We start from the raw sequence: 25,153 nt of genomic DNA, 5'->3' as shown, positions 1-25,153 counted from the left end.
AAAAGCGGGGCAACCTGATTTTACCAAATGACCAGAGATAAGTGGGGCTATTTTATCTTAATCGGCGATAGCTTTTTTAAGGCTTCCTTAAGATTCATTACCTTAGCTAAGCGTTTCAAATGAAGTCCAGATTCGGAGTTCTTCCGCAATTCTGACGTAACTTAGGAATATTCCTAATAAACTACGCGACGAAATGAAATTAAAAAAACCATAAGTTCATCGATTAAGTTAAGTCTTAAATATGTTATGCCATATAAAGATGACAGAAAATAAATAGTCCGACAATAAGCGTAATTTATGATTTTTTTCTGAAATGAAAAAGGCCGCTAATGCAGCCTTTTTTAAGGATGAAACCGGTATCAGTGATGTTCTACTGAATGGCTGTGTTCGATATCTTCATTCTTGCGGCTGAAGCGGCGGCGAACCACCACGAAGAACACCGGCACGAAGAAGATAGCCAGCACCGTCGCGGTGACCATGCCGCCCATTACGCCTGTACCTACTGCGTTCTGCGCACCGGAACCCGCACCAGAGCTGATTACCAGCGGCATAACGCCGAGGATGAACGCCAGGGAAGTCATCAGGATTGGACGCAGACGCATACGTACCGCATCAAGCGTCGCCTCAATCAGCCCTTTGCCCTCTTTCTCCATCAGATCTTTGGCGAATTCAACGATAAGTATCGCGTTCTTCGCCGACAAGCCAATGGTTGTCAGCAGGCCCACCTGGAAGTAAACGTCGTTCGTCAGGCCGCGGAACGTTGCGGCAAGCAGCGCACCGATAACCCCGAGCGGAACAACCAGCATAACGGAGAACGGAATCGACCAGCTCTCGTACAGCGCCGCCAGACACAAGAACACCACAATCAGTGAAATGGCGTACAGGGCAGGGGCCTGGTTACCGGACAGACGTTCCTGATAGGACATCCCCGTCCAGTCATAGCCGATACCCGATGGCAACTTGCTGGCCAGCTCTTCCATAAGGTTCATCGCTTCACCGGTGCTTCGACCCGGCGCAGCCTGACCCAGGATTTCCATGGACGGCAGACCGTTATAGCGTTCCAGACGCGGTGAACCGTATTCCCAGCGCGAGGTGGAGAAGGCGGAGAATGGCACCATCTGTCCGTTGCTGCCGCGCACGTACCAGGAGTTGATATCGTTCGGCAACATGCGGTATTCCGCCTCGGACATCACGTACACTTTCTTCACGCGACCGCGGTCGATGAAGTCGTTGACGTAGCTACCGCCCCAGGCAGCGCCCAGCGTGGTGTTGATGTCGCTGATGGAAACGCCCAGCGCCTGCGCTTTTTCCTGGTCGATATCGATTTTGTACTGCGGGGTATCTTCCAGACCGTTAGGACGCACGCCGACCAGCAGGTCAGGGTGTTTCGCCACTTCACCAAACAGCTGGTTACGCGCCTGCGTCAGTTTTTCGTGACCCAGACCGCCCTGGTCGATCAGCTGGAAGTCGAAACCGGTAGCCGTACCCAGTTCAACAATCGCTGGCAGGTTAAAGGCGAACACCATCGCGTCTTTAATCTGCGAGAAGGTTCCCATCGCACGGCCGGTAATCGCTTCTACTTTATTCTCTGCGCCTGGACGATCCGCCCAGTCTTTCAGGGAAACGAAGGCGATACCGGTGTTCTGACCACGACCCGCAAAGCCAAAGCCGTTAACCGCAAACACGGATTCAACGTTCGCTTTCTCTTTGGTGAGGTAGTAATCGGTCACTTCATCCAGCACTTTCTGAGTACGTTCTTGCGATGCACCCGCCGGAAGCTGCGCCATGGTCAGGAACACGCCCTGGTCTTCATCGGGCAGGAACGAGCTTGGCAGACGCACGAACAGGAAGGCCATGCCCACAACGATGATGATATAGAGCAGCAGGTAACGACCGGTGCTGCGCAGGATGTTACCCACGCTGTCGGTGTAGTGGTGCGTGCTCTTCTCAAACATGCGGTTAAACCAGCCGAAGAAGCCTTTGTGCTCGCCGTGACCGCCTTTCGCAATCGGCTTCAGCATGGTCGCACACAGCGCTGGCGTCAGGATCAACGCAACCAGCACCGACAGCGCCATCGCCGATACGATGGTAATGGAGAACTGACGGTAAATCGCACCGGTAGATCCCCCGAAGAAGGCCATCGGGATGAATACCGCAGACAGCACCATCGCGATACCGACCAGCGCGCCCTGGATCTGGCCCATAGACTTACGGGTTGCTTCCTTCGGCGGCAGACCTTCTTCCGCCATTACACGCTCGACGTTCTCTACCACTACGATGGCATCATCCACGAGCAGGCCGATGGCGAGCACCATCCCGAACATCGTCAGGGTGTTTATCGAGTAGCCAAATATCGACAGGATCGCAAAGGTCCCGAGCAGTACCACCGGTACGGCGATAGTAGGGATCAGCGTCGCGCGGAAGTTTTGCAGGAACAGGTACATCACCAGGAATACCAGGATGATCGCCTCAACCAGCGTTTTAACCACTTCGTGAATCGAGATTTTAACGAACGGCGTGGTGTCGTACGGATAAACGATTTTCAGACCTGACGGGAAGAACGGTTCCATCTTCTTCAGCTCTGCACGAATCGCCGTTGCGGTGTCGAGGGCGTTCGCCCCGGTCGCCAGCTTGATACCCAGACCAGACGCAGGTTTGCCGTTGAACTTCGCAATGATGTCGTAGTTCTCACCACCCAGCTCGACTTTCGCGACGTCGCGCAGGCGCACCTGAGAACCGTCCTGATTCACTTTCAGCAGAATTTTGCTGAACTCATCGGCGGAGGTCAGACGGGTCTGAGCGATGATCGAGGCGTTAAGCTGCTGGCCTTTCACCGGCGGCGTACCGCCTAACTGACCGGCTGCCACCTGGGCGTTCTGCGCTTTAATGGCGCTGATCACGTCAACGGGGGTCAGCTGGAAGTTGTTCAGTTTGTTCGGGTCCATCCAGATACGCATCGCGTACTGAGAACCGAACAGCTGAACGTCACCCACGCCGGAAGTACGGCTGATGGCGTCCTTCATGTTGGCGCCCACGTAGTCGGAAATATCCTCCTGCGTCATGGTGCCGTTGGTATTGATAACGCCCACAACCATCAGGAAGCTACTGGACGATTTCTCGACGCTCACACCCTGCTGTTGAACTTCCTGCGGCAGCAGCGGCATCGCCAGCTGCAGTTTGTTCTGCACCTGAACCTGCGCGATATCTGCGTCAGTGCCTGACTCGAAGGTCAGGGTGATCTGAACTGTACCGGTTGAGTCACTGTTTGAGGACATGTACATCAGGTTATCGATACCGTTCATGTTCTGTTCGATAACCTGCGTAACGGTATCCTGCACCGTTTTGGCATCAGCACCCGGGTAGGTTGCGGAGATCGTCACCGCCGGTGGCGCAATCGTTGGATATTGCGCGACGGGCAGCTTCAGGATCGCAAGTCCCCCAGCTAGCATGATGATTATGGCGATCACCCAGGCAAATATAGGGCGATCGATAAAGAAATTAGGCATGTCTTAACGGCTCCTGTTTAAGTTAAGACTTGGTTTGTTCTGACTGGCCAGCGGCTGAAGCTTGTTGTTTCTCGTCAGATTTCACTTCCTGTGCTTTTACCTGCGCGCCAGGACGTACTTTTTGCAAACCAGTAACAATCACGCGATCGCCATCTTTCAGACCTTCCGTCACCAGCCACTTATCGCCAATTGCCTGGGTAGCGGTGATATTGCGCATTTCGACTTTGTCGTCCGCACCCACAACCAGCGCGCTCGCATCGCCGCGTGGCGTACGGGTCACACCCTGCTGAGGCACCAGAATGGCGTTAGGGTTAGTCCCTTCTTCCAGACGTGCGCGAACGAACATACCTGGCAGCAGATTCTTATCCGGGTTAGGGAAAATCGCACGCAAGGTAATAGAGCCGGTGGTCTGGTCGACCGTCACATCAGAAAATTCCAGTGTGCCCGTCTGTGAGAACTTGATACCGTCGTTGGTAATCAGCTCCACTTTGGCTTTGCCGTTTTCCTGCTTCAGCGTGCCGTTAGCCAGCTCTTGTTTCAGACGCAGGAAATCGTTGCTGGATTGGGTGACGTCAACGTAGATAGGGTCAAGCTGCTGCACGGTAGCCAGCGCAGTGGTCTGCCCGTTCTGTACCAGCGCCCCTTCCGTAACGGAAGATTTACCAATGCGACCGCTGATAGGGGAGGTCACTTTGGTATAGGCCAGGTTGATACGTGCAGTTTCAACCGCCGCTTTAGCCGCGACAACGGCTGCGTTGGTCTGTTGAGCATCCGCCAGGGCAGTATCGTAATCCTGTTGGCTGATGTACTGCGTACCGAGCAGTTTTTTGTAGCGATTCAGCGTCAGCTGAGAAATTTTCGCAGCGGCTTCAGCTTTCGCCAGATCGCCTTTCGCGCTCTCGTAAGAGGCCTGATAGGTTGCAGGATCAATCTGATACAACGAAACACCCGCTTCAACGTCGCCACCCTCGGTGAAGTTACGTTTCAGGATAATCCCGCTCACCTGAGGACGAACTTCTGCAACGCGATAAGCGCTTGTACGACCGGGTAATTCTGTTGTGATCTGAAGAGGTTCAGTTTTGAGCGTCACGACGCCAACTTCTGGCGCCTGCTGAGCTCCCTGTTGAGCCTCTTTTTCGTCACATCCTGTTAGCGCTAAGCTGCCTGAGAGCATCAGAACGACCGCCAGAGGCGTTAACCCTCTGTTTTTGTTCATATGTAAACCTCGAGTGTCCGATTTCAAATTGATCAATGGTCCTAAGTCAAAAAACCCATTGCTGCGTTTATATTATCGTCATGCTATGGTACATACATTCATAAATGTATGTAAATCTGACTCCTGTAAATTCACTGACGCATGGCACGAAAAACCAAACAACAAGCCCTTGAAACTCGTCAACACATACTTGATGTGGCTATCCGTCTGTTTTCTCAGCAAGGTGTGTCTTCTACCTCACTGGCTCAGATTGCTCAGGCCGCGGGTGTTACGCGGGGTGCGATTTACTGGCATTTTAAAGATAAATCAGATCTGTTTAGTGAAATTTGGGAGCTGTCAGAATCTAGTATTAGTGATTTAGAAACTGAGTATCGGGCAAAATTCCCTGACGATCCACTCTCAGTATTGAGAGAAATTTTAGTATATATCCTTGAAGCAACAGTCGTTGAAGAACGCCGCCGGCTGATGATGGAAATTATCTTCCACAAATGTGAGTTTGTTGGCGAAATGGCTGTTGTTCAACAGGCGCAGCGCAGCCTGTGCCTGGAAAGCTATGACCGCATCGAATATACGCTAAATCAATGTATTCAGGCAAAAATGTTACCGGCTAATTTACTCACCCGCCGGGCCGCCATTCTGATGCGCAGCTACATTTCCGGGATCATGGAAAACTGGCTTTTCTCTCCGCAGTCCTTTGATCTCAAAAAAGAAGCGCGCGATTACGTCACCATCCTGCTGGAAATGTATCAGTTCTGCCCGACGCTTCGCGGCGATACCCCCACTCTCCCGGCCTGAGTTTTTCCAGGAATTATCTCATAGCGCAAGGTTCTCGCTATTCTGCTTCAGGCGGGCGTGATATTCTGCACGCCGGACTATTTTCGGTCATTCTCAGACATCATATTCATGACTATGCTGCACTCCAACCGCTCGCAACATCCTGTTTTAGCATTTGTTTTCTTCATGCTGTTTTTCTTCACGGCGATCCCGGCTTCTTATGCGCGTGCTGACAGCTCCACGGATGTCCCCTCGCGTGCTGACGTTCAGTCGCAGCTCGATTCCCTGAACAAACAAAAAGCGCTCTCGCCGCAGGATAAGCTCGTCCAGCAGGATCTTACCGAAACGATTGAAACGCTGGATAAAATTGAGCGGGTAAAAGCCGAAACCGCCCAGCTTCGACAAAAAGTGGCGCAGGCGCCGGACAACATGCGCAAAGCGACGGATGCCCTGAGCGCCCTGAGCGATGTGGATAACGACGCGGAAACGCGCAAAACGCTCGCCACGCTGTCGCTGCGCCAGCTTGAGTCGCGCGTCGCGCAGCTGCTGGACGATCTGCAAACCGCGCAGTCCGATCTCGCCACCTACAACAGCCAGCTCGTGTCCCTGCAAACCCAGCCCGAGCGCGTGCAGAACGCGATGTACTCGGCCTCTCAGCAGCTTCAGGAGATCCGTAACCGCCTGAACGGCACCACGGTGGGCGAGGGGGCACTGCGCCCGACGCAGCAGACGCTGCTGCTCACCCAGCAGTCGCTCCTCAACGCGCAGATTGAACAGCAGCGTAAGAGCCTGGAAGGCAATACGATATTGCAGGACACCCTGCAAAAGCAGCGTGATTACGTTACCGCCAATATCAACCGTCTTGAGCACCAGCTTCAGCTCTTGCAGGAGGCGGTGAACAGCAAGCGCCTGACCCTGACGGAAAAAACGGCGCAGGAAGCGGTATCGCCGGACGAAACCGCCCGTATTCAGGAAAACCCGCTGGTGAAACAGGAGCTGGACGTTAACCATCAGCTCAGCCAGCGCCTGATCGCGGCGACCGAAAACGGCAACTCGCTGGTTCAGCAAAACATCAAAGTGAAGAACTGGCTGGATCGTGCCCTGCAGGCCGAGCGCAACATTAAAGAGCAGATTGCGGTGCTGAAAGGCAGCCTGCTGCTGTCGCGAATTCTCTACCAGCAGCAGCAGACGCTGCCGTCCGCCGACGAGCTGGAAGATATGACCAACCGCATTGCCGATCTGCGTCTGGAGCAGTTTGACGTCAACCAGCAGCGCGATGCGCTTTTCCAGAGCGATACCTTCGTCGCCAAACTGGAAGATGGCCACACCAGTGAAGTGAACAGCGAGGTTCACGACGCGCTGTTGCAGGTGGTGGATATGCGCCGCGAGCTGCTCGACCAGCTCAACAAGCAGCTGGGCAATCAGCTGATGATGGCCATCAACCTGCAAATCAATCAGCAGCAGCTGGTGAGCGTATCGAAAAACCTGCAGGAGATTTTGACCCAGCAGATTTTCTGGGTGAACAGCAATAAGCCGATGGACTGGGACTGGATTAAATCCTTCCCGGAAACCCTGAAGTCCCAGATCAAGAGCATGAAAATCACCGTCAACTGGGAGAAAGCCTGGCCTGCGGTGATGATTGCCTTCCTGGCCGGTTTGCCGCTCTTGCTGATTGCCGGACTTATCCGCTGGCGTCTGGGATGGCTGAAAAATTACCAGGCGAAGCTGGCGCAGGAGGTGGGGCAGCTGCGTAACGACAGCCAGCTGCACACGCCGAAGGCGATCCTTATCGATCTGATCCGCGCGCTGCCGGTGTGCCTGCTGATTCTGGCCGCGGGCCTGATCCTGCTCACCATGCAGCTCAACGTCAGCGATCTGCTGTGGGCATTCAGCAAAAAGCTGGCGCTGTTCTGGCTGGTATTTGGACTGTGCTGGAAGGTGCTGGAAAAAGACGGCGTTGCCGTGCGCCATTTCAACATGCCGGAGCAGCTCACCAGCCACTGGCGTCGCCAGATTGTGCGCATCAGCCTCGCGCTGCTGCCGCTGCACTTCTGGTCGGTGGTGTCTGAGCTTTCCCCGCTGCATTTGATGGACGATGTGCTGGGGCAGCTGGTTATCCTGCTGAACCTGCTGTTAATCGCCGTGCTGATGTGGCCGATGTGCCGCGACAGCTGGCGCGATAAAGAGTCGCACAATATTCGTCTGATCACCGTCACCGTGCTGGCGATCATCCCGCTGGCGCTGATGGTGCTAACCGCAACGGGCTACTTCTATACCACGCTGCGCCTGGCAGGGCGCTGGATTGAAACCGTCTATCTGGTGATTATCTGGAACCTGCTGTTCCAGACCGTTCTGCGCGGTCTGAGCGTCGCGGCGCGCCGCATTGCCTACCGCCGCGCCATCGCCCGCCGTCAGAATCAGGTGAAAGAGGGTGCCGAAGGCGCAGAGCCGCAGGAAGAGCCGACCATTGCCCTGGAGCAGGTGAACCAGCAAACCATGCGTATCACCATGCTGGTGATGATTGCGCTGTTTGGGGTGATGTTCTGGGCGATCTGGTCTGATTTAATCACCGTCTTCGCCTATCTCGACAGCATTACGCTGTGGCAGTACAGCGGCACCGAAGCGGGTGCCGCGGTGATGAAAAGCGTCACCATGGGAAGCTTGCTCTTTGCCATTGTGTCGTCGATGGTGGCCTGGGCGCTTATCCGCAACCTGCCGGGCCTGCTGGAAGTGCTGGTGCTGTCCCGCCTGAACATGCGTCAGGGGTCGTCCTATGCGATCACCACCATCCTCAACTACGTGATCCTCGTCGTCGGTGCGATGACGGTCTTCGGATCGCTAGGGGTTTCCTGGGACAAGCTGCAGTGGCTGGCCGCCGCGCTCTCGGTAGGTCTGGGCTTTGGCTTGCAGGAGATCTTCGGTAACTTCGTCTCCGGCCTGATCATCCTGTTCGAACGTCCGGTGCGCATCGGCGATACCGTAACCATCGGCACCTTCTCCGGCACGGTCAGCAAGATCCGTATTCGTGCGACCACCATCACCGACTTCGATCGTAAAGAGGTGATCATTCCGAACAAGGCGTTCGTGACCGAGCGTCTGATCAACTGGTCGCTGTCCGATACGGTCACCCGCGTGGTGATCCGCCTGGGCGTGGCCTACGGTTCGGATCTGGATAAAGTGAAAGAGGTTCTGCTGCGCGCGGCAACGGAGCATCCGAAAGTGATGCACGATCCGGCGCCGTCGGTGTTCTTCACCACCTTCGGCCCAAGCACGCTGGATCATGAGCTGCGCTTATACGTGCGTGAACTGCGCGATCGCAGCTACGCGGTGGACGAGCTGAACCGCACTATCGATCGTCTGTGTCGCGAAAACAACATCAACATCGCCTTCAACCAGCTTGAAGTTCACCTGCATAACGAGAAGGGTGACGAGCATACGGAAGTGAAGCGCGAGATTAAGGGCGACGATCCGACGCCAGCATAATCAATTTCCCCTCTCCCTATGGGAGAGGGTTAGGGTGAGGGCAGCAGGCCTTCACCTTTCCTTCAAAATCCCGCCGTACAATCTCCAGCGCCTTGAGCACCGTTTCCGCCGGGATCTCATGGTTTTCCAGCAGCATAATTAAATCAACGGCCAGCTTCACTTCATCCGGGGCGTTTTCAAGCGACATGGGGTGTTCCTTTTATCGGGTCAGGCGTGCGATGACGCGCTCAATCTCATCCAGCGCCTGACGGCAGCGAACAAGGCGTCCTTCCAGAGCAGTAATTTCTCGCATCAACAGCTGCTGCTCCTCCAGCGTTTCGCTATTGTTCAGGCGCGCTTCGCGCTCGCGTTTCATCTCGAACAGCCGGCGCTCAAACTCCTGGTTCTCCAGACGCTTGCGCTGCCATTTTCCGGCGCCCGGCGAGGCGCTGTCCCAGGCGCGCAGCGGCCAGGCCGCAATCTCGCGGTGCAGGGCGGTGATCTGCTCGGTGAGATGTTCGGCAAGCCAGGCCACCTGTTCCGTCTGACCGCTGTCGACCGCATGGCGCAGCTCATCAAGATTCAGCTGCGCCTCATCAAGATAGTCTTTGATTAAGGTACTGCGCGTGCGAAACAGCTGTCGGTCGAAGCGCGGTTTCAGCGTGGCATGGCCCATCAGCGGCGTTGCCTGTTCACGCAGCACGGACAGCTGATTTTGCAGCGTATTCAGAAGCAAGGCTGTTTTCAATGCGCTCTCCAGTGGTAAAGTAGCCGTTCAGTTTGATAACGATTCGCATTATGCAGCGTACTATTTTAATCATCATTGGCTGGCTCGCGGTAGTGCTTGGCACGCTGGGCGTCGTTTTGCCGCTCCTGCCCACCACGCCCTTTATACTGCTGGCGGCCTGGTGCTTCGCCCGCTCGTCGCCGCGCTTTCACCACTGGCTGCTCTACCGCTCGTGGTTTGGCGGCTATCTGCGCCACTGGCAAAAACACCGCGCGATGCCGCCTGGCGCAAAGCCGCGGGCGATCGCCGTTATCCTCATCACCTTCGCGATTTCACTCTGGCTGGTGAAAATGATGTGGGTGCGCATTCTGCTGCTGATTATCCTGACGTGCCTGCTACTCTTTATGTGGCGAATTCCGGTGGTTGATGAAAAGCAACAAAAGCACTGACGCCTCATAATCTCTGTTGCAATTATCGCGCGCAGCCAGTAAATTCGACCGTTTTCGAGCACAGGTGCACCTGGTTAAAGGTTAAGCAATTGTTACCTTGACCAACCTTTCGCGTGCACTGTGAGTAACACTGTTTCATTTAGGCACAAACCGATGACCGCAACTACACAGCAGCTTGAATATCTGAAAAACAGCATCAAAAGCATCCAGGATTACCCAAAGCCTGGCATTCTTTTCCGTGATGTCACCAGCTTGCTGGAAGACCCGAAAGCGTACGCGCTCAGCATTGAACTGCTGGTCGAGCGTTATAAGAACGCCGGGATCACCAAAGTAGTAGGTACCGAAGCCCGCGGCTTCCTGTTTGGCGCACCGGTTGCGCTGGCGATGGGCGTTGGTTTTGTGCCGGTGCGTAAACCGCGCAAGCTGCCACGCGAAACCATTGCTGAGAGCTACGAGCTGGAATACGGCACCGATCAGCTGGAAATCCACGTTGATGCGATCAAACCTGGCGACAAAGTGCTGGTGGTTGACGATCTGCTGGCGACCGGTGGCACCATCGAAGCGACCGTGAAGCTGATCCGCCGCCTGGGTGGTGAAGTGACCGACGCCGCATTCATCATCAACCTGTTCGATCTGGGCGGCGAGCAGCGCCTGGAAAAACAAGGTATTACCAGCTACAGCCTGGTGCCATTCCCGGGACATTGATCCCGTTAGTCACAACCTCGCTCAATGGGTGAGGTTGTGATAGCATTCCCCTCCATAAATTCACCTTCCAGCGTTGCAGAGCCTGCCCATGAGTTATCAGGTGTTAGCCCGTAAATGGCGACCACAAACCTTTGCTGACGTTGTCGGTCAGGAGCATGTGCTGACGGCCCTGGCGAACGGCTTGTCGCTAGGTCGCATCCATCACGCCTATCTTTTCTCCGGCACCCGCGGGGTCGGTAAAACCTCTATCGCCCGTTTGCTGGCGAAGGGGCTGAACTGCGAAACCGGGATCACCGCCACGCCGTGCGGCGTATGCGATAACTGCCGCGAAATCGAGCAGGGGCGTTTTGTCGATCTGATTGAAATCGACGCCGCGTCGCGCACCAAAGTTGAAGATACCCGCGACCTGCTGGATAACGTCCAGTACGCGCCGGCGCGCGGACGCTTCAAGGTCTACCTGATCGATGAAGTCCACATGCTGTCGCGCCACAGCTTCAACGCCCTGTTGAAAACGCTGGAAGAGCCGCCCGCGCATGTGAAGTTCCTGCTGGCGACCACCGATCCGCAAAAGCTGCCGGTGACGATTCTGTCGCGCTGCCTGCAGTTCCATCTTAAAGCGCTGGACGTTGAACAGATCCGCACGCAGCTCGAACACATTCTTGACGAAGAGAAGATTGTCCATGAACCGCGCGCTCTGCAGCTGCTGGCACGCGCGGCGGACGGCAGCCTGCGCGACGCGCTCAGCCTCACCGATCAGGCGATTGCCAGCGGTGACGGCAAGCTCTCAACGGATGCGGTCAGCACCATGCTCGGCACCCTCGACGATGACCAGGCGCTGTCGCTGATTGAAGCGATGATCGGCGCCAACGGCGAGCGCGTAATGTCGCTGGTTAACGCAGCCGCCGCGCGCGGCGTTGAGTGGGAAGGGCTGCTGGTCGAGATGCTCAGCCTGCTGCACCGCGTGGCGATGCTCCAGCTTTCTCCGTCGGCGATTGGCGCGGATATGGCAACCATCGAACAGCGGATGCGCGAGCTTGCCCGCACCGTGCCGCCCGCCGACGTTCAGCTTTACTACCAGACGCTGCTGATTGGCCGCAAAGAGCTGCCGTTTGCCCCTGACCGCCGCATGGGCGTCGAAATGACCCTGCTGCGCGCGCTGGCGTTCCATCCGCGAATGCCGCTGCCGGAGCCAGAGGTGCCGCGGCAATCTTTCGCCCCCGTTGAGCCTACGGCGGTGATGTCGCCTCAGCAGGTGCCCCCGCAGCCGACGCCGCCGCCGCAAAACGTGCCGCTGTCGGATGCCACCAGTTCGGTGCTTGCCGCACGAAGCCAGCTGCAGCGTGCGCAGGGAGCAACCAAACCAAAAAAGAGTGAACCGGCAGCGCCAGGAAGAGCGCGGCCGGTGAACAACGCCGCGCTTGAACGACTGGCCTCGGTAACGGAGCGCGTTCAGTCGCGCCCGTCGCCATCCGCGTTCGAGCAAAAAGCCCCGGTGAAGGAAGAGGCTTACCGCTGGAAAGCGACCACGATTGTTGAAACGGTAAAAGAAGAAGTCGCCACGCCGAAGGCGCTGAAAAAAGCGCTGGAGCATGAAAAAACGCCGGAACTGGCGGCGAAGCTGGCGGAAGAATCTATCGAGCGCGACGCCTGGGCCGCAGAGGTCAGCAAACTCCAGCTGCCGAAGCTGGTGGAGCAGGTCGCGCTGAACGCCTGGAAAGAGCAGGAGGGCAACCAGGTTCGCCTGCATCTGCGTCCGGGACAGCGGCACCTGAATTCACCCGGCGCACAAAAGGCGCTGGCTGAGGCCCTCGCCACATTACAGGGCTCGCCGGTTGAATTGACTATCATTGAAGATGATAATCCGGCGGTGCGAACGCCGCTGGAGTGGCGACAGGCCATCTATGAAGAGAAGCTCGCGCAGGCGCGCGAGTCGATTATTGCGGATAACAACATCCAGACCCTGCGCCGATTCTTCGACGCCGACCTGGATGAAGAGAGTATTCGCCCCATTTGATCGTGAGTCTGACTTACGGTTGTCATCGTTAAACGTGAAAGAAGAGAGAAGCCTATGTTTGGTGGAAAAGGCGGTCTGGGTGGTCTGATGAAGCAGGCCCAGCAGATGCAGGAAAAAATGCAGAAGATGCAGGAAGAGATCGCTCAACTGGAAGTCACGGGTGAATCCGGTGCCGGTCTGGTTAAGGTGACCATCAACGGCGCGCATAACTGCCGCCGCGTTGAAATCGACCCAAGCCTGCTTGAAGACGATAAAGACATGCTGGAAGACCTGGTTGCAGCCGCGTTTAACGATGCCGCTCGCCGTATCGACGAAACGCAGAAAGAGAAAATGGCCTCTGTGTCCAGCGGTATGCAGCTGCCGCCGGGCTTCAAAATGCCTTTCTGATGTGATTGATAAGCGGCGTTCATCGCCGCTTTTTTTTGCCCTTATTATTTTCCCGCCGCCTTTTTCTCACTATTTAATTTGCGATATAAATACTTGTCTGGCTTATATAGATCACATTGATCAATTTTCTGGTTTTATAAATTATAAAAATTGTGAATATGTTCGATTTTTTCAGATCGTTAGTTCGTTTGCCCTATCAATATCTGTCTTTTTTTGAGTAAAGCGGATCGAAAATGCTAATTTAGTACCGGGTGTTAATATTCAATGTGCGGAGTTTATTTTTTGGGATTATTATCAGCCTCGTTCTTCGAAGCAACACTCTATTTCCCAAGTAAATATTAATTAATGATCTAATAAAGGATTTATTATGAAGCTCAATTCATTGAACACGTCTTGTCTTTTCTTGCTGTCTGCTCTGGGTTATTCCACATTCGCGTCAGCCGCTGATAATCAAATTACCTTTACCGGCCAGGTATTAGATACCGCCTGTACCGTCAACGTTAATGGCGGGAATTCTAAAGTTGAATTAGGCGGAACGTTAAAATCGGATATTAGCAAACAGGGTGAAACCGGCGCGCCAAAACAATTTACCATTGCATTAACCGCCTGTCCTGCCGATGGCCCAACCGCTGCCTATATTAAATTCTCCGGTGAAACCGACGGGAATACCAGCTGGTTTAAAAATACCGAAGTTGACTCTCCTGCAACCAACGTCGCGGTATTAATTAAACAGGGAAATACCACGGTAAATGCGGACGACGCGAATGATTCAGTTTCTATTCCGGCAACGGGCGGCGATGTGAATGTGGATTATACCGCGCAATTAATTGCGACCGCCGATGGCGCAACAAAAGGCGGCGTATCCAGCACCCTGACCTATAACGTTTCCTACCAGTAAGCACAGAAAGGGAGGAGGAGACTCCTCCCTTAAGGATTGACAATGAAATTGCATACCCTGGCCGCCGGACTTTCGCTCGCGTGCTGCTTTATTCTTCCAGCACAGGCCAGTTTACTGATTGGCGGAACGCGCCTGGTGTTCGACGGTTCCCGCCAGGCGGCTACCCTGTCGGTAGAAAATAAAGATCCCGTCACCAACCTCGTCCAGTCATGGCTTTCGGCAACGGATAAAGCCTCTCCCGACAAGGATGCCTTTATTATTACGCCTCCGCTGTTCCGCCTGGAGTCTGGCGGCCAGGCCGCCATTTGGGTTGTGCGCTCGGGTAAACCGCTGCCGGAAGATCGAGAATCAATGCTGTGGCTCAACGTGAAAGGTATTCCCTCCTCAGGCGACGGGCCGGGAACCAATTCGCTGCAAATTGCCATTAACTCGCGCATAAAATTAATTTACCGTCCGGCGGCGCTAAAAGGTACGACGCCGACGCGCAACGCTGACAAATTACAGTGGCACGTTAACGGCACTGCGCTTGAAGTGAATAACCCTACGCCTAATTATATGAATTTCTCTTCGTTATCCGTGAACGGAGAAACGCTGTCCGATCTCTATTTTGTTGCGCCCTATTCGACAATGACAATCGCCGACCGAAAATTCCCGGCTCACGGGAACGTCGCGTGGAAAATACTGGATGATTACGGCATGAGCTCGAAGGCGTATTCGCAGACGTATTGATTATTTTAAATGGAAGCGTCAGGTTTGGATGGATATTATGAGCCGTATCACCCGATATACATTCTTTTCCGTTTTGAAGATTTGGCTGATTATATTTCTTGCCCAGCGCTCTGCTGTCGCGAAGGAGTATTTTAATCCGCATCTTCTGGAAACGTCAGATACGTCAGTACCTGAATTAGATCTTTCGTTATTTGCCCAGGATACCGCGCCGCCCGGTGATTACAACGTCGATATCTATATCAACGGGAGCTATGTCGATACCCGCACGTTATCCTTTTTTGATACGCAGGAGGAGGCGGGTCAGCCTCGTGCGCTGAGGGCATGTCTGGATGCCGCCCAGCTCAGACAGTGGAATATTCGCACGGATAACTATCCGCAGCTCGCTAAAACCGAGCAGGGCTGCGCGCCGCTGAACATTATTCCGGACGTGAAAGAACGCCTGGATATTACTCGCCAGCGCTATGAGCTTTCCGTGCCGCAGGTGGATATGCAAAACGCGATGCGCGGATATGTGCCGGAAGCGCGCTGGGATGAGGGAATTACCGCCGGGTTGCTGAACTACAGCCTGTCCGGGCAGGTCGTGACGCCGCGAGAGGGCGGTGACACCGAGAGCAGCCAGTTTCTCTCTCTCCAGCCGGGCGTTAACGCAGGCCCCTGGCGGCTTCGCAACTACTCCACCCTGAATCATGACCGGGACGGGCAAAGCTGGAACGCCGTTTATACCTATCTGTCCCGGGATATTCACGCCCTGCGCAGCCAGATGGTGGTGGGGGAGAGCAATACCCAGTCGGACATATTCGACAGCATGGGCTTTACGGGCGTGATGCTCTATTCGGATACGGAAATGCTGCCCGACAGTATGCAGGGGTTTGCGCCGGTCGTGAGGGGAATTGCCCGGACAAATGCCGAGGTAACGGTTTACCATAATGGCTACGTTATCTATAAAACCACCGTTTCCCCCGGGGCGTTTGCCATCAGCGATATTTACCCGACGGGCAGCTCTGGCGATCTTCAGGTGGTGGTGAAAGAGTCCGACGGCTCTGAAAAGCGTTTTTCCGTGCCCTATGCCTCGCTGGCGATTCTTCAGCGCGAAGGCCAGGGGCGTTATTCCGCAATCGTGGGCAAGACGCGCAGCGAAAACCATCAGTCCCGGGCGTTTAACTTCGTGCAGGCCTCCGGCGCCAGAGGTTTTGCCGGTGGGGTGACGCTGTACGGCGGGTTTATTCAGGCCGAGGACAAATACACCAACCTGCTGGTGGGCGCCGGGCTGAATCTGGGGGCGGTGGGGGCGTTTTCTCTGGATGCGTCCCAGGCCTGGACGCAGCTAAAGCCCGGATCGCCCGCCGATGCCGCCCGCGACGAAGGGCAGTCCTACCGCCTGCGCTACAGCAAAACGCTGCAGGCGACGGATACCACGCTGTCCGTGGCGGGCTATCGCTATTCATCGAATGGATACTTCTCGTTTCAGAATTTTAGCGATAGCTGGAACGCAGGCGGCGATCCGAGTGATACCGGCAGGCAGCAAAACCGCTTCGACGCGTCGGTCTCGCAAAGCACCGACTGGGGGAGCCTCACGCTGTCGCTGGTCAGCGAGTCCTACTGGGATAACTCCAGAACGGATTCGCTAAACGTCGGCTACAGCAATACTCTCGGCAAGCTTTCTTATTTTATTAACTATGCCCATAACAAGAACTACGCTTCGGCAAACGATGATGATGCCTCGAACGACAATGCCCTCTCTGTCACCTTTAGCCTGCCCTTCAGCGCGTTCAGCCATGATGAGCAGTGGCAGCGCGTGTCGGCCAACTACGCGGCCAACAGCGATGGCCATAGCGACACGACGCACAATGTCGGTCTTACCGGCTCTCTGCTGAAGGACAATGCCTTGAACTGGCAGGCGTCAGAGGGCTATGACTCCCGCTCGGCGAAAACCAACGGAAATCTTAGCGTTAGTTACCAGGGCGGCTACGCCGATCTCTCTGCTGGCTATGGATACGATGAATACCATAATCGCTACAGCTATGGCGTAAGGGGTGGCGCCGTCGTCCATTCGGGCGGGCTTACCCTCTCTCGGGCGTTGAACGAAAGCATTGCCCTGGTGCAGGCGCCCGGCGTCGCGAACGTGCCGGTGGCGGGGCAGACCAACGTTCATACCGACTGGCTGGGGAACGCGGTGATCCCTTACGTCAGGCCGTACCATATTAACGACGTGACCCTGGACACCTCGGACAGAGAGATCGCCAACGCGGATATGGATAACCTGAATAAAAAGCTGGTTCCGACCCGCGGGGCGGTAGTTCTCGCACGCTACAAAACCTGGATTGGCTATAAGTCGATGATGACCCTCCGCTATCTGGGCCGGGCCGTGCCTTTCGGCGCCGTTGTGACCACCGAAAATAGCGATAGCGATGCGGCACGCACCAATATTGTCGGTGAAGACGGCCAGGTTTATCTGGTGGGGCTCCAGGAGAAAGGGAAGCTGCACGTTAAATGGGGCGAAACCGCGGATAAACAGTGCTGGGTTAATTATCGTCTGCCGAAAGCGGAATCGCTAAATAACATCGTCTTCTACACAGGGCAGTGCCGTTGATAACGGCTGGAAAAGCAAAAGGGAATAATATGAATCAATGGCCTTACGCGGCGCTGCTCCCGTTATTATTCGCACATACAGCATCGGCGTTTAATAGTCAGGACGTGGTTAATTTTTCGGTGAGTGGAAATATTATTCAGCCGCTCTGCACCGTAAGCGTTCCTCCGCGGGTGGATTTGGGCGTTTATAGCCGGCAGGCGCTCTCCGTCGCTGGCGCAAACAGCGCCAATATTCCGCTCACGCTCTCCCTGAGCGGGTGCTCACGCGGGCTGACGCAGGCCGTCGTTACCTTCTCCGGCACGCCCTACGACGACGGGCTGTGGGGAACGGCGATATATGCCAACCAGCTGGAAGAGGGGGCAAAGGGGCTCGGATTACAGCTCTACAACGACGACGGCAACGTGCTGGTTAACCTTGCCAACGGGGCGAGCTACCGCTTTCCCGTTGATGCGCAGACCGCGAGTGGATCGCTGAATTTGATTGCCAGAATGTATTCTCCCGAGGGCAAGACCACTGCAGGGGATTTTCAAACGGCCATCACGCTTAATTTTTCCTATAACTAACGACACCGCAGGAAAAAACCATGCAGTTTATTTATCTGACAGCCGCCATCTTATTCATGCTGTCGTTTTCATCCCGTGCGGACTGTAATCGGGACAGGAACGACAGCGTTTCGGTTTCAACTATTTCGCTACCGGATCACATCCTTATTAACAGCGGGAGCTATGCGAAAGGCACGGTTTTATATGACTCCGGGTTTGTGGCCGGCAGCGACAATAGCGTGACGATCAAAGACTGTTATCAGACCTATTACGTCGGGTTTATTTATCTCTCCGCGCCGCAGACCGGCAGTACGCTTGGCGATAATATCTACCCCACCAGCCTGGAAGGGGTCGGCGTCAGGGTTTATGCCCTTAACCAGGCCGGGCCTTATGACGGCGCCCGGGCGATTGATAACAGCTGGCAGGTTGGCGATGGCGGCATTCTGTACTCAAGCCACACCCTGAATAACTCCTCTTATAAACTGCAGCTGGTCGCCACGGGAGGCGCAATCAGCAGCGGGGCGCTAACCCTGCCGTCGCCGCTGGCGCGGGTCGATTTCCGCGAAAACAAAACGATGACCAGCTCGGGGGATATCGCGTCCAGCCTCTCTGTCTCCTCCAGCCAGGTAAACGTCAGGGCGATGGGCTGTATCGCCGACCGGGCGTCGCTGAACTTTGATATGTCGGATATTAACGTGGCGCGGTTTGACGCCGCTTCCCGCGTGGGCGGCGTGACGCAGTCCCTGAACCTCGCCTGCGAGCCGGGGACGAATGTCGCACTGACCGTGCAGGCGCCGCCGGTGGCGGACGGGGATAATCAGAATAACACCCTGATTGCGCTGTCCCAGGACGGGGCGTCCGGCGCGGCGGACGGCGTGGGCGTGCAGCTCAACCTGCGCCTGGCGTCGGGAAGCTACGACAGCGGGCAAAATGGCCTGCCGCTGAACGCGCCCCTCGCGATCCTGAGCTCGCAGCGCGTCGTCAACGGCAGCGAAGGCTACACCGCTTTTTCTGACGCCGGCAACCCGGGCGGCGCCCAGGCCAGCGAAACGCTGACCTTTACCGCAGACTATTATAAAAACAAAGCCACCGTGACGCCGGGCAGGGCCAATGCGGCGGGCACGCTGACCTTCATCTACAACTGAGCGATGTTTTGTCGGCTGACTGATGCTACTCTATGCCACTTTGTTTTCTCGTACTCAGCTTCAGAAAGGAAGACTTTCATGCAAACCAGTCCGCTGCTCACGCAGTTAATGGAAGCACTGCGCTGCCTGCCGGGCGTTGGCCCGAAGTCGGCCCAGCGCATGGCGTTTACGCTCTTGCAGCGCGACCGCAGCGGCGGGATGCGCCTGGCGCAGGCGTTGACCCGCGCCATGTCGGAGATCGGCCACTGTGCGGATTGCCGTACCTTTACCGAGCAGGACGTGTGCAACATCTGTTCGAACCCGCGACGTCAGGAAAACGGTCAGATTTGCGTGGTGGAGAGCCCGGCGGATATCTACGCCATCGAACAGACCGGGCAGTTCTCCGGCCGCTACTTCGTGCTGATGGGGCATCTTTCGCCGCTCGACGGTATCGGCCCGGATGATATCGGCCTCGATCGTCTTGAGCAGCGCCTCGCCGCCGAGTCGCTGACCGAAGTGATCCTCGCCACCAACCCGACGGTGGAAGGTGAAGCGACGGCGAACTACATCGGCGAACTGTGCGGCCAGTACGGCGTTGTCGCCAGCCGCATCGCTCACGGCGTGCCGGTGGGCGGCGAGCTGGAGATGGTGGACGGCACCACGCTGTCGCACTCTCTGGCAGGGCGTCACAAGATTACTTTCTGACCAAACGGAGGCTGCCGCGGTGGCCTCCGCTTGAAATTTTCCCCGCCTATCCCCATCTCACTCTCAACGTTTTAAAACCCCATTAAATGGCATTGTTGAGGTCGAAATAGATGAAAGGACAAGAAACCCGCGGTTTCCAGTCAGAAGTAAAACAGCTTCTGCACCTGATGATCCATTCCCTGTATTCCAATAAAGAAATCTTCCTGCGTGAGCTGATTTCCAACGCCTCCGATGCGGCGGACAAGCTGCGTTTCCGCGCGCTGTCCAACCCGGATCTGTACGAAGGCGACGGCGAGCTGCGCGTGCGCGTCTCTTTTAACAAAGACAACCGCACCCTGACCATCGCCGATAACGGTATCGGTATGACCCGCGACGAGGTGATCGACCACCTCGGGACTATCGCAAAATCGGGCACCAAAGCATTCCTGCAGTCCATGGGGTCCGATCAGGCGAAAGACAGCCAACTGATTGGCCAGTTCGGCGTCGGCTTCTACTCGGCGTTTATCGTGGCGGACAAAGTGACCGTGCGTACCCGCGCTGCGGGCGAGAGCGCGGAAAGCGGCGTGTTCTGGGAATCCCAGGGCGAAGGCGAATACACGGTTGCGGATATCACCAAAGCGGATCGCGGCACGGAAATTACCCTGCATCTGCGCGAAGGCGAAGACGATTTCCTGAATGACTGGCGCGTGCGCTCAATTATCAGCAAATACTCCGACCACATTGCGCTGCCGGTTGAGATTGAAAAACAGGAAGAGAAAGACGGCGAAACCGTGGTTTCCTGGGAGAAGATCAACAAGGCGCAGGCGCTGTGGACGCGCAACAAGTCTGAAATCAAAGACGACGAATATAACGAATTCTACAAGCACATCGCCCACGACTTTACCGATCCGCTGACCTGGAGCCACAACCGTGTGGAAGGTAAGCAGGAGTACACCAGCCTGCTGTACATCCCGGCGCAGGCGCCGTGGGACATGTGGAACCGCGATCACAAGCACGGTCTGAAGCTGTACGTGCAGCGCGTCTTCATCATGGATGAAGCCGAGCAGTTCATGCCGAACTACCTGCGCTTTACCCGCGGGCTTATCGACTCTAACGATCTGCCGCTGAACGTCTCCCGTGAGATCCTCCAGGACAGCACCGTGACCCGCAACCTGCGCAACGCGCTGACCAAGCGTACCCTGCAGATGCTGGAAAAGCTGGCGAAAGACGACGCGGAAAAATACCAGACCTTCTGGAAACAGTTCGGTCTGGTGCTGAAAGAGGGCCCGGCGGAAGATGCGGGCAACATTGAATCCATCGCTAAGCTGCTGCGCTTTGCTTCTACGCACGCCGACACCTCCGAGCAGAACGTGTCGCTGGAAGATTATATCTCCCGCATGAAGGAAGGGCAGGAGAAGATCTACTACATCACCGCCGACAGCTACGCCGCGGCGAAGAGCAGCCCGCATCTGGAGCTGCTGCGTAAGAAAGGCATTGAAGTGCTGCTGCTTTCCGACCGCATCGACGAATGGATGATGAACTACCTGACCGAGTTCGACGGTAAAACCTTCCAGTCCGTTGCCAAAGCCGACGAGTCCATCGACAAGCTGGCGGACGAGGTGGATGAGAGCGCGAAAGAAGCTGAAAAAGCGCTGGAGCCGTTCATTGAGCGCGTGAAAACCCTGCTGGGCGACCGCGTGAAAGAGGTGCGTTTCACCCACCGTCTGACCGATACCCCGGCGATTGTGACCACCGACGCCGACGAAATGGGCACCCAGATGGCAAAACTGTTCGCTGCGGCGGGCCAGGCGATGCCGGAAGTGAAGTACATCTTCGAGCTGAACCCGGATCACCCGCTGGTGAAACGCGCGGCCGATACTCAGGACGAAGCCCGCTTCGCCGAGTGGGTTGAGCTGCTGCTGGATCAGTCCCTGCTGGCCGAGCGCGGCACGCTGGAAGATCCTAACCTGTTCATTAAACGTGTGAATGCGCTGCTGCTGGCGTAATTGACCACGCCTCCCCTGGTCTTCTCCCTCTCCCCGTGGGAGAGGGCCGGGGTGAGGGCACCAGACCGCACCAGACCCCACCAACCCAAATAATCTTCCCCCATTAACCGTTTCAGCCTTCCCACCTTCCTTGAGCCACGTCCGTTCTGGTGGTATTGTTTAGCGCTTTTGAAAAATTGAACCAACTTTTGAGGGGATTTTCGCAATGCGTATTATTCTGCTTGGCGCTCCGGGCGCGGGTAAAGGAACTCAGGCTCAGTTCATCATGGAGAAATACGGTATTCCGCAAATCTCCACCGGTGACATGCTGCGTGCCGCTGTAAAATCTGGCTCTGAGCTGGGTAAACAAGCTAAAGACATCATGGACGCAGGCAAACTGGTGACTGACGAACTGGTTATCGCACTGGTCAAAGAGCGCATTGCTCAGGAAGATTGCCGCAACGGTTTCCTGCTGGACGGCTTCCCGCGCACCATTCCTCAGGCTGACGCCATGAAAGAAGCGGGCATCAACGTAGACTACGTTCTGGAGTTCGACGTACCGGACGAGCTGATCGTTGACCGTATCGTTGGCCGTCGCGTACACGCCGCTTCCGGCCGCGTTTACCACATCAAATTCAATCCGCCTAAGGTTGAAGGCAAAGACGACGTGACCGGCGAAGAGCTGACCACCCGTAAAGACGATCAGGAAGAGACCGTGCGTAAGCGCCTGGTGGAATACCATCAGATGACCGCGCCGCTGATCGGCTACTACTCTAAAGAAGCGCAGGCGGGTAACACCAAATACGCGAAAGTTGACGGCACCAAAGCCGTTGCTGACGTGCGTGCAGAGCTGGAAAAAATCCTCGGCTAATTGCATGCCTCTCACCCGGGTTCTCCGGGTGAGAAACTTTCTCATTTTATCTATTACAGCAATGTGTTTCGTTTAAACGCATTTCCGCTACAATTGACAACCATTCAAATGGTTAAGAGGCGTGAATGAGTCAGGCGAAAACCGGCATCTTGCTTGCCAATCTGGGCACCCCAGAAGCACCTACCCCTGAGGCGGTAAAACGCTACCTGCGACAGTTTTTAAGCGATACGCGCGTCGTGGATACCCCAAGATTGCTGTGGTGGCCGCTGCTGCGCGGCGTCATTCTGCCGATTCGCGCTCCGCGTGTGGCAAAGCTTTACCAGTCCGTCTGGATGGACGAAGGCTCTCCGCTGATGGTCTACAGCCGTCGTCAGGAGAAAGCGCTGGCGGCCCGCCTGCCGGATATGCCCGTGGCGCTGGGCATGAGCTACGGCAAGCCATCCCTTGCCAGCGCGGTTGACGACCTGCTTTCCCAGGGCGTTGATCATATCGTCGTCCTGGCGCTCTATCCGCAATACTCCTGCTCGACGGTGGCCGCCGTCTGGGACGAGCTGGCGCGCATCCTGGCGACCCGCCGCCGTATTCCGGCCATCACCTTTATTCGCGATTACGCCGACAACGAGCTGTACATCAACGCTCTCGCCAACAGCGCGCGCGCGTCGTTTGAAAAGCACGGCGAGCCGGATCTGCTGCTGCTCTCCTATCACGGCATTCCGCAGCGTTTCGCCGACGAAGGGGACGACTATCCGCAGCGCTGCCGCGACACCACGCGCGAGCTGGTGTCCGCGCTCGGGCTGCCGCCGGAAAAGGTGATGATGACCTTCCAGTCGCGCTTTGGCCGCGAGCCGTGGCTGACGCCGTATACCGACGAAACCCTCAAAATGCTGGGCGAGAAGGGCGTGAAGCATATTCAGGTGATGTCGCCGGGCTTCTCGGCGGATTGTCTGGAAACGCTGGAAGAGATTGCCGTGCAAAACAAGGAGTTCTTCCTCGAAGCGGGCGGTACGAAGTACGAATACATTCCGGCCCTTAACGATGCGCCCGATCATATCGAGATGATGGTGTCGCTGGTCAAGAACAGCCGCTGATCGCGCGACGGGCCGGGTTTGTGCTACCATTCCCGGCCCATATTCTTGCATAGCTCAGACCATGAAATTTCCCGGTAAACGCAAATCTAAACACTACTTCCCCGTCAACGCCCGCGATCCGCTGCTGCAGCAAATCCAGCCGGTGAACGAAACCAGCGCCGCCTGGGTCGTCGGTATCGATCAGACGCTGGTGGATATTGAAGCCAAAGTGGATGACGCGTTTGTCGCACGCTACGGTCTGAGCGCCGGGCACTCGCTGGTGATTGAAGACGACGTGGCCGACGCGCTGTACCAGGAGCTGGTGCGCGAAAACCTCATTACCCATCAGTTCGCCGGTGGCACCATCGGGAATACCATGCACAACTACTCCGTGCTGGCGGACGACCGCTCCGTCCTGCTGGGCGTGATGTGCAGCAACATCGAGATTGGCGGCTACGCCTATCGCTATCTGTGCAACACCTCCAGCCGTACCGATCTGAACTACCTTCAGGGCGTGGACGGGCCCATCGGCCGCTGCTTTACCCTGATCGGTGAATCCGGCGAGCGTACCTTCGCCATCAGCCCCGGCCACATGAACAAGCTGCGCGCCGAGAGCATCCCGGAAGAGGTTATCGCAGGCGCGTCTGCCCTGGTGCTGACCTCCTATCTGGTGCGCTGCAAGCCGGGCGAGCCCATGCCCGAAGCCACCATGAAGGCGGTGGAATACGCGAAGAAATACAACGTGCCGGTGGTGCTGACCCTGGGCACGAAATTCGTGATCGCCGATAACCCGGAGTGGTGGCAAGCGTTCCTGAAAGAGCATGTTTCTATTCTGGCGATGAACGAAGAAGAGGCCGAGGCCTTAACCGGCGAAAGCGATCCGCTGCTGGCGTCCGACAAGGCGCTGGAATGGGTCGATCTGGTGCTCTGCACCGCCGGGCCGGTGGGTCTGTACATGGCGGGCTTTACCGAAGAAGAGAGCAAGCGTAAGACTCAGCATCCTCTGCTGCCGGGAGCGATTGCCGAGTTTAACCAGTTTGAGTTTAGCCGCGCCATGCGCCATAAGGATTGCCAGAATCCGCTGCGCATTTACTCGCACATCGCTCCGTACATGGGCGGTCCTGAGAAGATCATGAACACCAACGGCGCGGGCGATGGCGCCCTGGCGGCGCTGCTGCACGACATCACCGCAAACGCGTACCACAAAACCAACGTCCCGAACTCCAGCAAGCACAAGTTCAGCTGGCTGACCTATTCGTCGCTGGCGCAGGTGTGCAAATACGCGAACCGCGTAAGCTATCAGGTGCTGAATCAGCACTCTCCGCGCCTGACGCGCGGCCTGCCGGAAAGGGAAGATAGCCTCGAAGAGGCGTACTGGGACAGGTAAAAGAACCCCCCTCACCCTAACCCTCTCCCCATAGGG

General features: G+C 56.2%; 20 protein-coding genes and 1 other annotated feature. Of the genes, 16 read left to right on the top strand and 4 right to left on the bottom strand.

All coding sequences use genetic code 11. From position 1 onward, the window contains the following. Window positions 1-359 precede the first annotated feature (359 nt). Both acrB and acrA read right to left on the bottom strand, forming a co-directional pair. Window positions 360-3,506: a multidrug efflux RND transporter permease subunit AcrB gene (acrB, locus tag AB6V08_RS10625; protein ID WP_368542628.1), complete on the bottom strand. Its 3,147-nt coding sequence runs from the start codon at window positions 3,504-3,506 to the stop codon at window positions 360-362. A 22-nt stretch (window positions 3,507-3,528) separates the two neighbouring features. Then, window positions 3,529-4,722, bottom strand: a complete 1,194-nt coding sequence (gene acrA / locus AB6V08_RS10620; RefSeq protein ID WP_368542627.1) for a multidrug efflux RND transporter periplasmic adaptor subunit AcrA — start codon at window positions 4,720-4,722, stop codon at window positions 3,529-3,531. A 141-nt stretch (window positions 4,723-4,863) separates the two neighbouring features. On the opposite strand from acrA, the gene acrR reads away from it, so the two are divergent. Next, window positions 4,864-5,517, top strand: a complete 654-nt coding sequence (gene acrR / locus AB6V08_RS10615; protein ID WP_368542626.1) for a multidrug efflux transporter transcriptional repressor AcrR — start codon at window positions 4,864-4,866, stop codon at window positions 5,515-5,517. 114 nt (window positions 5,518-5,631) lie between these two features. Next, on the top strand, window positions 5,632-8,979 hold the full coding sequence (gene mscK, locus AB6V08_RS10610) for a mechanosensitive channel MscK (protein ID WP_439649876.1): 3,348 nt from the start codon (window positions 5,632-5,634) through the stop codon (window positions 8,977-8,979). A gap of 16 nt (window positions 8,980-8,995) precedes the next feature. Here mscK and rsmS read toward each other — a convergent pair whose 3' ends face one another. Together rsmS and priC are read right to left on the bottom strand one after the other, a co-directional pair. Continuing rightward, the gene (rsmS, locus tag AB6V08_RS10605; protein WP_368542624.1) at window positions 8,996-9,166 is read right to left on the bottom strand and encodes a pleiotropic regulatory protein RsmS; all 171 of its coding nucleotides are present in this window, start codon (window positions 9,164-9,166) and stop codon (window positions 8,996-8,998) included. Between the two features lie 12 nt (window positions 9,167-9,178). Continuing rightward, window positions 9,179-9,706 carry a primosomal replication protein N'' gene (gene priC, locus AB6V08_RS10600; protein WP_368542623.1) on the bottom strand — a complete coding sequence of 176 codons (528 nt, stop codon included), beginning with the start codon at window positions 9,704-9,706 and terminating at the stop codon, window positions 9,179-9,181. Between the two features lie 50 nt (window positions 9,707-9,756). Here priC and AB6V08_RS10595 point away from each other — a divergent pair, with 50 nt between their 5' ends. The 14 genes from AB6V08_RS10595 to AB6V08_RS10530 all read left to right on the top strand — a co-directional run bounded on the left by AB6V08_RS10595 (window position 9,757) and on the right by AB6V08_RS10530 (window position 25,117). Continuing rightward, window positions 9,757-10,134 carry a DUF454 family protein gene (locus tag AB6V08_RS10595; RefSeq protein WP_368542622.1) on the top strand — a complete coding sequence of 126 codons (378 nt, stop codon included), beginning with the start codon at window positions 9,757-9,759 and terminating at the stop codon, window positions 10,132-10,134. 153 nt (window positions 10,135-10,287) lie between these two features. Continuing rightward, complete coding sequence (gene apt / locus AB6V08_RS10590) at window positions 10,288-10,839, top strand: adenine phosphoribosyltransferase (protein ID WP_368542621.1); 552 nt, start codon at window positions 10,288-10,290, stop codon at window positions 10,837-10,839. A gap of 88 nt (window positions 10,840-10,927) precedes the next feature. Then, window positions 10,928-12,853 carry a DNA polymerase III subunit gamma/tau gene (gene dnaX, locus AB6V08_RS10585; protein WP_368542620.1) on the top strand — a complete coding sequence of 642 codons (1,926 nt, stop codon included), beginning with the start codon at window positions 10,928-10,930 and terminating at the stop codon, window positions 12,851-12,853. After that, window positions 12,183-12,247, top strand: a sequence feature (DnaX frameshifting element). It overlaps the preceding gene by 65 nt. 54 nt (window positions 12,854-12,907) lie before the next feature. Continuing rightward, window positions 12,908-13,240, top strand: a complete 333-nt coding sequence (locus tag AB6V08_RS10580) for a YbaB/EbfC family nucleoid-associated protein (protein WP_010428194.1) — start codon at window positions 12,908-12,910, stop codon at window positions 13,238-13,240. A 367-nt stretch (window positions 13,241-13,607) separates the two neighbouring features. Beyond that, window positions 13,608-14,138 (top strand): fimbrial protein, encoded by a 531-nt coding sequence (locus AB6V08_RS10575; protein ID WP_368542619.1) that lies wholly within the window; start codon window positions 13,608-13,610, stop codon window positions 14,136-14,138. A 42-nt stretch (window positions 14,139-14,180) separates the two neighbouring features. Then, the gene (locus AB6V08_RS10570) at window positions 14,181-14,867 is read left to right on the top strand and encodes a fimbria/pilus periplasmic chaperone (RefSeq protein WP_368542618.1); all 687 of its coding nucleotides are present in this window, start codon (window positions 14,181-14,183) and stop codon (window positions 14,865-14,867) included. A gap of 37 nt (window positions 14,868-14,904) precedes the next feature. Next, window positions 14,905-17,457, top strand: a complete 2,553-nt coding sequence (locus AB6V08_RS10565) for a fimbria/pilus outer membrane usher protein (RefSeq protein ID WP_368542617.1) — start codon at window positions 14,905-14,907, stop codon at window positions 17,455-17,457. A 29-nt stretch (window positions 17,458-17,486) separates the two neighbouring features. Next, window positions 17,487-18,020 (top strand): fimbrial protein, encoded by a 534-nt coding sequence (locus AB6V08_RS10560; protein ID WP_368542616.1) that lies wholly within the window; start codon window positions 17,487-17,489, stop codon window positions 18,018-18,020. A gap of 20 nt (window positions 18,021-18,040) precedes the next feature. Further along, window positions 18,041-19,144 (top strand): type 1 fimbrial protein, encoded by a 1,104-nt coding sequence (locus AB6V08_RS10555; protein ID WP_368542615.1) that lies wholly within the window; start codon window positions 18,041-18,043, stop codon window positions 19,142-19,144. Window positions 19,145-19,222: 78 nt separating this feature from the next. Next, the gene (gene recR / locus AB6V08_RS10550) at window positions 19,223-19,828 is read left to right on the top strand and encodes a recombination mediator RecR (RefSeq protein WP_368542614.1); all 606 of its coding nucleotides are present in this window, start codon (window positions 19,223-19,225) and stop codon (window positions 19,826-19,828) included. 110 nt (window positions 19,829-19,938) lie between these two features. Next, window positions 19,939-21,813 carry a molecular chaperone HtpG gene (htpG, locus tag AB6V08_RS10545; RefSeq protein WP_368542613.1) on the top strand — a complete coding sequence of 625 codons (1,875 nt, stop codon included), beginning with the start codon at window positions 19,939-19,941 and terminating at the stop codon, window positions 21,811-21,813. 205 nt (window positions 21,814-22,018) lie between these two features. Continuing rightward, on the top strand, window positions 22,019-22,663 hold the full coding sequence (gene adk / locus AB6V08_RS10540; protein WP_022647279.1) for an adenylate kinase: 645 nt from the start codon (window positions 22,019-22,021) through the stop codon (window positions 22,661-22,663). A 125-nt stretch (window positions 22,664-22,788) separates the two neighbouring features. Continuing rightward, window positions 22,789-23,751: a ferrochelatase gene (gene hemH, locus AB6V08_RS10535; protein WP_368542612.1), complete on the top strand. Its 963-nt coding sequence runs from the start codon at window positions 22,789-22,791 to the stop codon at window positions 23,749-23,751. Between the two features lie 61 nt (window positions 23,752-23,812). Continuing rightward, window positions 23,813-25,117 carry an inosine/guanosine kinase gene (locus AB6V08_RS10530; protein ID WP_368542611.1) on the top strand — a complete coding sequence of 435 codons (1,305 nt, stop codon included), beginning with the start codon at window positions 23,813-23,815 and terminating at the stop codon, window positions 25,115-25,117. Window positions 25,118-25,153: the final 36 nt, after the last annotated feature.

The sequence above is a fragment of the Enterobacter soli genome (genome assembly GCF_964208575.1).
Taxonomy (GTDB): Bacteria; Pseudomonadota; Gammaproteobacteria; order Enterobacterales; family Enterobacteriaceae; genus Enterobacter; species Enterobacter soli_A.
The sequence above is the reverse complement of the archived record's forward strand: the minus strand, read 5'-3'. Positions and strand labels throughout refer to the sequence as shown.

Coding starts and splice junctions, on each gene's coding strand:
- acrB (WP_368542628.1), bottom strand. CDS start 3,506: ATGCCTAATTTCTTTATCGATCGCCCTATATTTGCCTGGGTGATCGCC.
- acrA (WP_368542627.1), bottom strand. CDS start 4,722: ATGAACAAAAACAGAGGGTTAACGCCTCTGGCGGTCGTTCTGATGCTC.
- acrR (WP_368542626.1), top strand. CDS start 4,864: ATGGCACGAAAAACCAAACAACAAGCCCTTGAAACTCGTCAACACATA.
- mscK (WP_439649876.1), top strand. CDS start 5,632: ATGCTGCACTCCAACCGCTCGCAACATCCTGTTTTAGCATTTGTTTTC.
- rsmS (WP_368542624.1), bottom strand. CDS start 9,166: ATGTCGCTTGAAAACGCCCCGGATGAAGTGAAGCTGGCCGTTGATTTA.
- AB6V08_RS10595 (WP_368542622.1), top strand. CDS start 9,757: ATGCAGCGTACTATTTTAATCATCATTGGCTGGCTCGCGGTAGTGCTT.
- apt (WP_368542621.1), top strand. CDS start 10,288: ATGACCGCAACTACACAGCAGCTTGAATATCTGAAAAACAGCATCAAA.
- dnaX (WP_368542620.1), top strand. CDS start 10,928: ATGAGTTATCAGGTGTTAGCCCGTAAATGGCGACCACAAACCTTTGCT.
- AB6V08_RS10580 (WP_010428194.1), top strand. CDS start 12,908: ATGTTTGGTGGAAAAGGCGGTCTGGGTGGTCTGATGAAGCAGGCCCAG.
- AB6V08_RS10575 (WP_368542619.1), top strand. CDS start 13,608: ATGAAGCTCAATTCATTGAACACGTCTTGTCTTTTCTTGCTGTCTGCT.
- AB6V08_RS10570 (WP_368542618.1), top strand. CDS start 14,181: ATGAAATTGCATACCCTGGCCGCCGGACTTTCGCTCGCGTGCTGCTTT.
- AB6V08_RS10565 (WP_368542617.1), top strand. CDS start 14,905: ATGAGCCGTATCACCCGATATACATTCTTTTCCGTTTTGAAGATTTGG.
- AB6V08_RS10560 (WP_368542616.1), top strand. CDS start 17,487: ATGAATCAATGGCCTTACGCGGCGCTGCTCCCGTTATTATTCGCACAT.
- AB6V08_RS10555 (WP_368542615.1), top strand. CDS start 18,041: ATGCAGTTTATTTATCTGACAGCCGCCATCTTATTCATGCTGTCGTTT.
- recR (WP_368542614.1), top strand. CDS start 19,223: ATGCAAACCAGTCCGCTGCTCACGCAGTTAATGGAAGCACTGCGCTGC.
- htpG (WP_368542613.1), top strand. CDS start 19,939: ATGAAAGGACAAGAAACCCGCGGTTTCCAGTCAGAAGTAAAACAGCTT.
- adk (WP_022647279.1), top strand. CDS start 22,019: ATGCGTATTATTCTGCTTGGCGCTCCGGGCGCGGGTAAAGGAACTCAG.
- hemH (WP_368542612.1), top strand. CDS start 22,789: ATGAGTCAGGCGAAAACCGGCATCTTGCTTGCCAATCTGGGCACCCCA.
- AB6V08_RS10530 (WP_368542611.1), top strand. CDS start 23,813: ATGAAATTTCCCGGTAAACGCAAATCTAAACACTACTTCCCCGTCAAC.